Raw genomic sequence first — 9834 nt, 5'->3', positions numbered from 1 at the left:
GCCCCCACCCACCCGCACCCGAAAACGCACCCCCACCCAGCCACCCCCCACCCAGCCACCCCCCACCCACCCTGTCGAACCGCCGGAGGCCCCCGTGCCGGAGGGGCACACCATCCACCGCCTCGCCGAGGACTGTCTCACCCACTTCGGCGGCCGGAACGCCCACGTCACGAGCCCCCAGGGCAAGTTCGCCGACGCGGCTGCCCTCCTCACGGACACCCCGCTCGGCACCGCCGAGGCCCACGGCAAACACCTCTTCCTGCACTTCGGCGACCCGGACACCGAGGAATGGGTGCACATCCACCTGGGCCTCTTCGGCAAGGTCACCTTCGGCCCGGCCCCCGCACCCCCGCCCACGGACACCGTCCGTCTTCGGCTGCGCAACGACACGTCGTACATGGACCTCCGCGGCCCGACGACCTGCGCGCTGATCGCGGACGCCGAGAAGCAGGTGATACACGCCCGCCTCGGCCCGGACCCGCTCCGCCCCGACGCCGACCCGGCACGCGCGTACGCCCGCGTCTCCCGCAGCCGTACGACGATCGCCGCGCTCCTCATGGACCAGAAGGTGATCGCGGGCGTCGGCAACGTCTACCGCGCCGAGGTCCTCTTCCGGCACGGCATCGACCCGTACCGCGCGGGCAGGGACGTCACCCCGGCGGAGTGGGACGCGATCTGGGCCGACCTCGTCGGTCTCATGCGCGAGGGCGTACGCCACAACCGCATCGACACCGTCCGCCCGGAACACACCCCGGAGGCCATGGGCCGCCCGCCTCGCGTCGACGACCACGGCGGCGAGGTGTACGTGTACCGCAGGGCGACCATGCCCTGCCACATCTGTTGCGGCGAGATCCGCACCGCCGATCTCGCCGCCCGCAACCTCTTCTGGTGCCCGGCCTGCCAACAGAGGTGAACCCCCGGACCACAGAGGTGAACCCCCGGACCACAGAGGTGAGTTCGGGCTCCGCGCCCTAGAACCCGTGCGGCAGCCAGGGTGCCGGCCCCGACGCGAGGAACCCCACGGACGCCTCCGTCAGAGCCCCCTGCCGCAGCTCCCGCACCCGCCCGGCCGCGGCCAGGGAGGACAGGCTCACGCCGCCCAGATAGGCCGCCCCCAACTCCCGGACGGAAAGGGAGAGATCGGCGGCGTCGGCGGTCCGCTCGCAGGTCGCGCCCTTCGGGTCGCCGGTGAGCCGCCAACGCCCCTCGTTCCAGGGGCAGAAGGCGTCCTGGACCTCGAACACCACGTCCAGCGGCGCCTGATAGGTCCGCGCGCGGAGGGCCGCGCCGACATCCACGAGCCGCAGGTGCAGGTCGTCCCTGACCCGCAGCCCGCACCGGCGGATGTCCGACACCAGGTGCAGCGCCGGCTCGTCCACGGGCAGCCGGTGAGCGATGATGCACCCCGTCAGGTCGATGTCGAAGAGGAACCGCCACAACGCGGCGCGCCCGGCGGGGTCCACCGCCTCCAGCGCGCTCAGCTGGACGACACCCTCCGCCCCGCTCGGCCCCCAGTCGGACTTGATCCGGAACCGCGTGTACCCGACCACCTCGGAGCCGGCCCCGTCGACCCGCTCGGCCACCACGCACTGCAGGGGCGACGCCCCGTCCCGGTGGCGGTCCGTGTCGAGCAGGTCCAGCCGCTCCCAGCCGGGCCGCCGAGCCAGCATCCCCGGCCGCTCCGGCACCCGGCGGGCGTACACCGCCTCGCACGCGTCGAGCACATCGGCGGGGTCCGCGTACCGCAGACGTACGTCATCGGTGCCGGGCGGTACGGACAGCCGTACGCGGGTGGTGTCGATGTCGGCACTGAGCCGGTGCGTGGCGAGGCCGTACCCGAACCGGCCGTAGATCACCGGCTCGGACGCGGTCAGCACGGCCAGCGGCTCGCCCCAGGAGCGGACGTCGTCCAACTGCCGCCGCATCATGGAGGTCAGTACCCCGCGCCGCCGGTGCGTGGCCGCGACACCGACCATCGTGACGCCCGCCGCCGGGACGACGGCGCCCCCGGGCACCGTGAGCCGGAAGTCGAACGCTCCGGCCGAACCCACGCATTGGTCGCCGTCCCACGCGCCGATGGAGCGGTCGTACGGCGTGAGCGCCTGCCACAACTCCCGTTGCTCGGCCAATTCGGTGGCGCCGCCGAAGGCGCGGAGGAGGTTGTCGTACCAGACGTTCCAGTCTTCCTTGCGCAGCGCCCGCAGCTCAGTCGTCATACGCCATGCCTAGCAGGGCGATCCGGTACGAGCGAGCGAATTCGGCCCGCGCGTCACGGTTCGACGTGGGATCCTTCCCAGGTGCCGCACCGAGGGTGCACGGGGGCCGAAGGACGCGTTCCGGTGTGAGATCTGTGTGAGATTCGTCGTGAACCGGCCCTCGGAAGGGGGACAAGTAGGACCTCCTGTGCACAGGGGCTGGTCCGATGGATAAGGTCCCGAACAATGGCAGCAGGACGAGAGCGGCGCGCGGCGGCCGATACGCTCACGGCCCGGATGAAGAAGCTGGTTCACCGGGCCCGCACCGGCGTGCGCAAATCCGCCGTCGATTACTTCCGCGGGGACGGCTCCGACTGGATCGCCCTAGCCGGTCTGCTGCTGATGATCCCGCTGATCGCCTGCCTCACGATGATCGACGAGGTGTGGTTCTCACCCGCCGTCCTCGTCCTCCCCATCGTCGCGGGCGGCCTGCTGCTCCGCCCCGCCAGCCTCCTCGGCCTGTACGCGGCCGCCGCGAGCGCGCTGATCGTGGAGTCCGTGAAGCTCGGCCCCTACACCGAGGGCCCGGCCCGGGTGACGCCGGGCATAGTGCTCGTGGTCGCCGCCTGCGGTTTCTTCGGTCTCCTCATCGCCCAGTTCCGCAGCCGCGTCGGCGTCCCCTGGCGGCGCGGCGGCACCATGCTCTTCGACCTGCGTGAACGCATCCGGGTGCAGAGCAAGTTGCCGCAGCTGCCGGCCGGTTGGCACCGCGAGATGGCCCTGCGCCCGGCGGGCGGCCAGTCCTTCTCCGGCGACTTCGTCGTGGCCGCCCGTACGAACGGCGGCCGCACCCTCGAAGTCGTCCTCACCGACGTCTCCGGCAAGGGCATGGACGCGGGCTCCCGCGCCCTGCTCCTCTCCGGCGCCTTCGGCGGTCTGCTGGGATCGCTCCCACCGCACGCGTTCCTCCCCGCGGCGAACGGCTATCTTCTCCGCCAGGACTGGGACGAGGGCTTCGCGACCTCCATCCACCTCGTCCTCGACCTAGACTCCGGCGACTACGAACTCTTCTCCGCAGGCCACCCGCCGGGCCTCCAGCTCAGCGCCGGCACCGGCCGCTGGGAGGAGAAGGCCGCCGAGGGCCCCCTCCTGGGCGTGTACGACGGTGCCCAGTTCGACCCGGTCAAGGGCTCCCTCCGCCCCGGCGACGTCCTGATGCTCTTCACCGACGGCCTTGTCGAGACCTCCGACCGGGACATCGTCGAGGGCATCGACCGCCTCACCGGCGAGGCCGACCGTTACGTAGCCGGCGGCTTCCACGGCGCCGCCTGGCACCTCATCGAGGCCGTAGCCAAGGACGTCAACGACGACCGAGCCCTCCTGCTGATCTGCCGAGAGGGCCCGACGGCCACCAAATAGGCGTTTGGCCGGGCCCGTAAGGGGCGCGGGGAATCGCGCGATCAACCACAACGAACCCGTACTCGAAGACGAGCCCCATCCCCCGAGCTCTCGGCCGGGGTTCCAGGGGCGCAGCCCCTGGGGATGGGACGGGTAGGGGCGGCGGGGGCGACAATCCAGGCCCGCAAGCCACCACACGACAGGAGCCCCGACCCGATGATCCCCCCAACCCCCCTTCCCCTCCCCGAAGTAGAGGCCCTCGCAAGGACCGCACACGCCGCCCAGACCGACAAGGCCGGCCGCCCCTACACCGAGCACCTCCAAGCGGTGGCCCACGGCGTAGCCACCCGCGGCGGCGACGAGGAGCAGATCGCCGCAGCCTGGCTGCACGACGCCATCGAGGACGACGCCCTCACCGGGAAGTGGCTCGCCGACGCCCCCCTGACCTCCCGTACGAAGGCCATCGTGCTGGCCCTCACCAAGCGGCCGGGCGAGTCTCCGGAGGCGTACGCCGCCCGCATCCTCGCCACCCCGGGCGCCCTCTTGGTCAAGCAGTCGGACCTCGCGCACAACGCGAACCCGACCCGCCTCGCCGTCCTGGACGAGCCCACCCGCACCCGGCTGACCCGGAAGTACGCCCACATGCGAAACCTCCTCGGCCTGCCGGACGAACCGGCGGCCGAGAAGGTGACGGACAACCGCTGAGGGGCGAAGGAGCCGGGGTCTACGCCTTGGCCCCGGCCTTCCCGCGCTCGCGGGCCAGCTCGGTGGCGTCCCGCTTGAAGGCCCACTCCATCTTGGGCTCCATGGCGAACCGGAACATCCGCTGCACCGGTGGGGTGCACAGCAGGGTGATGACGGCCGCCGCGAAGAAGGTGAGGAGAAGCTCGCCGAGCGGCTGGTAGACCCACGCGTAGGCGTCGTACCAGTCCCAGAAGCGCGAGCCCTTCGCGAGGAACCCGTGCAGCAGGTAGCCGTACAGCGTTCCCGCGCCCAGGACGGTGAACCACATCTTCCGCCGGGGCACCCAGGCGAAGAAGCAGGTGGTGAGCACCATCGAGCAGCCGAAGAGCGCCAAGGTCATGACGACCCCGGCCCACCACGGCGCACCCAACTCCTGTGCGCTGTCACGGTGGTAGAACCAGGCCGAGTTCATGTCCGGGCCCACCCAGTACGCCAGCGCCAGCGCGCCCGCCGCCACCGGCACGGACAGGGTCCGCACCTCGCGGCGCCGCATGAACTGGAAGTGCGCGGGCTTCATGAAGAGACCGACGACGAAGAACGGCAGGAACTGCAGGACGCGTTGCAGGTCCAGGTCGTCACCGATGTCGGGCGAGACGGAGGCGAGCGCCGCGATGCCGAGCGCCACCGGGATCGGCCAGCGCACCACCTTCCACAGCGGCGTCGTCAGCCGCCACACGAACAGCGCGATCAGGAACCAGGTGAGGTACCAGGGGTCGAGCAGGCTGATCGGGTGCGAGGGATCGTCGTTCCCGTACCGCTTGAAGAGGGAGTACGCGACCTCGAAGAGGACGTACGGCACGGCGATACCGGTGACCAGCCGCCGGAGCCGGTCGGCGCGCATGTCGAAACTGCGAGAGAAGTACCCGGAGATGATGATGAACGCCGGCATGTGAAACGTGTACACGAACATGTACAGCGCCTCGGCGGCGCGGCTGTGGTCGGTCAGCGGCTCCCACGCGTGCCCCATCGCGACGAGCACGATGGCGAGGTATTTGGCGTTGTCGAAGAACGCGTCACGTTGTTTGGCCGGTCTGGCCTCCGGGGAGGCGCCACTTGACGTCAGGTGGGGGGACGAGGACTTCAGCGAGCGCGGACTCGGCACTCCGTCGGCCGACGACTGTGGTGACTGTGCCGGTGGGAGCGGCGCCCTGGGCCGGCCGTGCGGTCGCAGCGAGTTCGTCACAGACCCTCCCACCGGGAACTCCGGGGGGCGGTCCGAGCACTCGCTGCGCAAGTGGGGGACGAGGCAGCGGTGAACATCTGAGGCACCCTAGCGTTGTCTGTGCGATTTCGTAAAACCACCGACGTGAATCCTGTATTGAGGAGTACGTGTCACCCACGAGTACCCAGGATTCGGTGAAGTCGTCATCGGGCAGAGCATCACCGTGCGTACACCGCAAGGCACATGATGTGCGTCAGTCTGTCCGCATTCATCCCGACTAAATGGTGCATAGCGTGCGCAGGCGACTCCGGTGAAATGTCCGGTTAATTACCGCCCTGGTCGCGCCCCTTGATGTGTCTGTGGCAACAATTCGAATTACCTGCGGACGGGTTGTGTGTGCACGGAAACGATCACTCTGAATTCACTCCCGACGCCCCCCTGTTGGCCGGGGGCGCGGGTGGCGCGCGTGCGGTGCCGTGACCGACGTTGTCTCAGCTGCTGCATAGGACGGCCCGGTTGGTGGCACGATGGTTCTGGCGGGGTGCGCGTGGGGTCGGCGCCCCGGGCCGGGAGTGCGGACCGACCGAGGGTGTGATCTGTTGTGGCCATTTCGCTGTCAGTGGTGCTCTTGCTGGGGATCATCCTGGTAGTCCTGATGCGAGGAGGGACGATCAAGGCCGGACCGGCCGTCGTCGCCATCCTCTTCGGCTTCTTCCTCGCCTCGACGGGCATGGCCGACGACATCCAACGCTTCCTGAACTCGATAGCGGACACGCTCAACTCGATCCAGTTCTAGTGACCGTCTGGATGCGTACGGTGAGGCGACAACCCGTGAGGCGTCAAAAAACCTCCGGCCCGGTTTGAGGAATCCCTCGAAACCGGGCCGGAGGCTGTCGGAGCGGGCGACGGGAATCGAACCCGCGTAGCTGGTGCGGAAGATCGCGTATGTAGACCGGGGCCGACCTGGCGAGTCGCTGACGTGCGGGTTCTCGGGTCGCTCCCCGGCGTCCCCGCTACTTCCCCGCCGGTCGCCACCTGATCGGGCACGCGAGAGACGCAAACCGCACTGCGTGCTCTCCGTCGCGCTCTACGGCACTTCCCACTCGGGGACGCACATCATGCGGTGGGCCGGCACGACGGGTTCGCTCGGCAGCGGATCGATTCCGTGGACCCGTACGGCCACGATGTCCGTGGGGATGGGGGATCGATCCGGAAGCCTCGTCAAATGCCACCGGAAGGCCTCTGGGACGTCCTTGGCGGGCAACTCCACCATGGCGAGGCTGACCCATCGGTCGTAGTTCGTGGGGTAAACGCGAACCAATGCCCCGCATTCCGGGCAAACCGGTGGCTCGATCCATGTCGCGTCGTCAAACGGCAAGCCCGCCAGGCTGGACACGCGCGCTCTCTGGGGTTCTCACTGAGGTCGTCGGCCAAGGACACAGAACTCGTTGCCTTCGGGGTCTGCCATGACAACCCACGACTGGTCGCCCTGACCAATATCAACACGCTGTGCGCCATGAGCCTCGAGGCGAGCCACCTCGGCGTCCTGATCATCAGGCACGAAGTCGAGATGCAGTCGGCTCTTGGCCTTCTTGGGCTCATCAAGCCGGACGAACTCCAACCCCGGTCGGCGATCCGGCTCCGGGCGGATCGCGAACTCCACATCGGAGCGGTGGACCACAACCCAACCAAGAGCCTCGGCCCACCACTGCCCCAGGGCCTCCGGATCTGCCGAGTGAACGATTACATTGTGAAATACCAAGGTCATCAGCCGAGCCTAGGCCTACCGAAGCTTCGAGAACAGGCGCTTGAAACGCTTGGAGGGAAGCCGTGCAGCGGCTGACTGGTCGGCCTCCAGAACTACCGCTCCGGCCCAGCACTGTACGAACGACCTGGACGTCATGGGTGGCGTCTGCTCGGCCCTGCCTGGGTCGATGGTGGACGGGATGGGACCCCAACCACTCAGGCCATCCACGGGCCCGCAGTCGAGAACGGCGCCCCCCTCCCGGTCGGAGCCAAACGTGATCGGCTGATCGCCGACGCTGTGAGCGGGCTCGTCGACAAGGCCCGGAAGATGCTCCGGAAGGGCAAGAAAAAGCAAGATCGAAAGCCCAAGAGGCACGCGGGGGACACGGGGGACTGAGAATCGCCCTCGGAATTGACGAGGGCCAGGCAGAGGATCGAACCTCTGGCCTGGCCCTGCGTCATTCAGAGCGGGCGACGGGAATCGAACCCGCGTAGCTAGTTTGGAAGACTAGTGCTCTACCATTGAGCTACGCCCGCACAGCTTGCGCCGCAGGTCGGACGACCGCGGCACAGAACGCATCGTAGCGGGTCGGGTGCCCCCGCCGCACACCCCTTCCGGGCCGCGCCCGTCACCGGCCGTCGCACACCCCCGCGCACTCGGTAAATGCGGCAACCGCATGGCCTGCGGGCATGTACCCTACGTGTCGCACCAGACGGGGTGTGGCGCAGCTTGGTAGCGCGTCCGCTTTGGGAGCGGAAGGCCGTGGGTTCAAATCCCGCCACCCCGACCACCGCGCCGGTACGGCGCGCCCGCCACCGGCAAGATCACCTTTTGGGGCGTGTACCGCCTGCGGTTACTATGCAAGCTGCGCGCCCGTGTGTCTGCACTCGCATGTCTCTCATAGGGCCGCGAATCCGTTGAAGCCCCGCCGCACCCGCGGGGGACGTCAGCAGAACCCCAAGAAGTCAGCCCCCAAGGAGACCGAACCGTGAAGAGCGCCGTGGAGACCCTGAACCCGACCCGGGTTCGGCTCAGCATCGAGGTGCCCTTCGAGGAGCTCAAGGACAGCCTCGACGCGGCGTACAAGAAGATCAACCAGCAGGTCACGGTGAAGGGCTTCCGCAAGGGCAAGATCCCGGCCCGAGTCATCGACCAGCGGTTCGGCCGCGGTGCGGTCCTGGAGGAGGCGGTCAACGACGCGCTTCCGAAGTTCTACACCGACGCGGTCAACGAGGCCGAGCTCAACGTCCTGGGCCAGCCCGAGGTCGACATCACGGAGCTGAAGGACGGCGAGACGCTGAACTTCACCGCCGAGGTCGACGTCCGCCCGACCATCGAGATCCCGGACTACTCCGGCATCGAGGTCGAGGTCGACGCCGTCGAGGTCACCGATGAGGACATCGAGAAGGCGGTCGAGCAGCTGCGCGAGCGCTTCGCCTCCACCTCCCCGGTCGAGCGCGCCGCCGAGGACGGCGACGTCGTGACGATCGACCTGGAGGCCAAGGTCGACGGCGAGATCCTGGAGGACGGCGTCGCCGACGGCGTGTCCTACACCATCGGCTCCGGCGAGCTGCTGGACGGCATCGACGACGCCGTGAAGGGCCTGGAGGCCGGTGGCGAGGCCACCTTCACCTCCGAGCTCAAGGGCGGCTCGGCGGCCGGCAAGGAGGCCGAGGTCACCGTCAAGGTCACCCAGGTCGCCGCCCGTGAACTGCCTGCCCTGGACGACGAGTTCGCCCAGCTCGCCTCGGAGTTCGACACTCTCGAGGAGCTGCAGGCGGACAGCCGTAAGCGCCTGGAGAACATGAAGCAGTACGACCAGGCCACGCAGGCCCAGGAGCGTGTGCTGGAGAAGCTCCTGGAGATCGTCGAGGTGCCCGTCCCCGAGAAGCTGCTCGAGGACGAGATCAACACCCGCAAGCACAACCTGGAGCACCACCAGCTCGGCCAGATGGGTCTCGATTTCGAGAAGTACCTCGAGATCCAGGGCAAGACGGTCGAGGAGTTCGACGCCGAGACCAAGGAAGCGGCCGTCAAGGGCATCAAGACCCAGTTCGTCCTCGACGAGCTGGTCGCCAAGGAGAAGCTGAACGTCAACCAGGAGGAGCTCACCGAGCACCTCATGCGCCGCGCGGCCTCCTCCGGCATGTCCCCGGACCAGTTCGCCCAGGCCGTCGTCCAGAACAACCAGGTCCAGCTCCTGGTCGGCGAGGTCGCCCGCGGCAAGGCCCTGGCCCTCGTCGTCGAGTCCTCCACGGTGAAGGACACCAACGGCGAGGTCGTCGACCTGGACGACGAGGACGAGGAGACCGAGGGCTCCGCCGAGGAGACCCCGGCTGCGGCCGAGGCCACCGAGGAGGCCCCCGAGGCCGAGGAGAAGACCGAGGCCTGACCGCCGGCGGTAATCGGTTGATGTCTTCCGACGGGCCCCTGGATCACTTGTGACCCAGGGGCCCGTCGGCCTGTCCAGGGGCGCGGGGGGGGGGGCGCGGACCCCCCCCCCCCCCCCCCCCCCCCCGGGCCCAACCCGGGGCGGACCCGCCGCCGGGTGTGGGGGGGGGGGCGCGCCCGGGACCCCCGGCCAATAA

Annotated in this window: 9 protein-coding genes and 2 tRNA genes; 6 read left to right on the top strand and 5 right to left on the bottom strand. The window is 69.0% G+C overall.

Going from position 1 to position 9834, the window contains the following annotated elements:
- Nucleotides 1-94 precede the first annotated feature (94 nt).
- Nucleotides 95-913: an Fpg/Nei family DNA glycosylase gene (locus ACFU53_RS43465; RefSeq protein ID WP_384005315.1), complete on the top strand. Its 819-nt coding sequence runs from the start codon at nt 95-97 to the stop codon at nt 911-913.
- A gap of 58 nt (nt 914-971) precedes the next feature.
- On the opposite strand, the gene ACFU53_RS43460 is transcribed toward ACFU53_RS43465, so the two are convergent.
- A complete protein-coding gene (locus ACFU53_RS43460; RefSeq protein ID WP_384005314.1) occupies nt 972-2216 on the bottom strand; it encodes a GNAT family N-acetyltransferase in 1245 nt (414 codons plus the stop codon).
- Nucleotides 2217-2441: 225 nt separating this feature from the next.
- Between ACFU53_RS43460 and ACFU53_RS43455 the strand changes: the two genes are divergently transcribed.
- On the top strand, nt 2442-3614 hold the full coding sequence (locus ACFU53_RS43455; RefSeq protein ID WP_384005313.1) for a PP2C family protein-serine/threonine phosphatase: 1173 nt from the start codon (nt 2442-2444) through the stop codon (nt 3612-3614).
- 195 nt (nt 3615-3809) lie between these two features.
- Entirely contained in the window at nt 3810-4298 is a 489-nt protein-coding gene (locus ACFU53_RS43450; RefSeq protein ID WP_384005312.1) for an HD domain-containing protein, read from the top strand.
- A 19-nt stretch (nt 4299-4317) separates the two neighbouring features.
- Here ACFU53_RS43450 and ACFU53_RS43445 read toward each other — a convergent pair whose 3' ends face one another.
- Nucleotides 4318-5520 carry an acyltransferase family protein gene (locus ACFU53_RS43445; protein WP_384005311.1) on the bottom strand — a complete coding sequence of 401 codons (1203 nt, stop codon included), beginning with the start codon at nt 5518-5520 and terminating at the stop codon, nt 4318-4320.
- Nucleotides 5521-6100: 580 nt separating this feature from the next.
- On the opposite strand from ACFU53_RS43445, the gene ACFU53_RS43440 reads away from it, so the two are divergent.
- Nucleotides 6101-6295, top strand: a complete 195-nt coding sequence (locus tag ACFU53_RS43440) for a hypothetical protein (protein WP_200303197.1) — start codon at nt 6101-6103, stop codon at nt 6293-6295.
- A 291-nt stretch (nt 6296-6586) separates the two neighbouring features.
- Here the strand turns inward: ACFU53_RS43440 and ACFU53_RS43435 are convergent, their stop codons facing one another.
- The 3 genes from ACFU53_RS43435 to ACFU53_RS43425 form a co-directional block, all read right to left on the bottom strand.
- Complete coding sequence (locus ACFU53_RS43435) at nt 6587-6895, bottom strand: DUF6083 domain-containing protein (protein ID WP_384005310.1); 309 nt, start codon at nt 6893-6895, stop codon at nt 6587-6589.
- A gap of 18 nt (nt 6896-6913) precedes the next feature.
- Complete coding sequence (locus ACFU53_RS43430; RefSeq protein WP_384005309.1) at nt 6914-7267, bottom strand: VOC family protein; 354 nt, start codon at nt 7265-7267, stop codon at nt 6914-6916.
- 444 nt (nt 7268-7711) lie between these two features.
- A tRNA-Gly gene (locus tag ACFU53_RS43425) sits at nt 7712-7782 on the bottom strand.
- A gap of 177 nt (nt 7783-7959) precedes the next feature.
- Between ACFU53_RS43425 and ACFU53_RS43420 the strand changes: the two genes are divergently transcribed.
- Both ACFU53_RS43420 and tig read left to right on the top strand, forming a co-directional pair.
- A tRNA-Pro gene (locus ACFU53_RS43420) sits at nt 7960-8036 on the top strand.
- A gap of 198 nt (nt 8037-8234) precedes the next feature.
- Nucleotides 8235-9638, top strand: a complete 1404-nt coding sequence (gene tig, locus ACFU53_RS43415) for a trigger factor (protein WP_384005308.1) — start codon at nt 8235-8237, stop codon at nt 9636-9638.
- Nucleotides 9639-9834: the final 196 nt, after the last annotated feature.

This window comes from Streptomyces sp. NPDC057474, assembly GCF_042802555.1.
In the GTDB taxonomy this organism is placed as follows: domain Bacteria; phylum Actinomycetota; class Actinomycetes; order Streptomycetales; family Streptomycetaceae; genus Streptomyces.
This window is presented reverse-complemented; position numbering and strand designations above follow the sequence as displayed.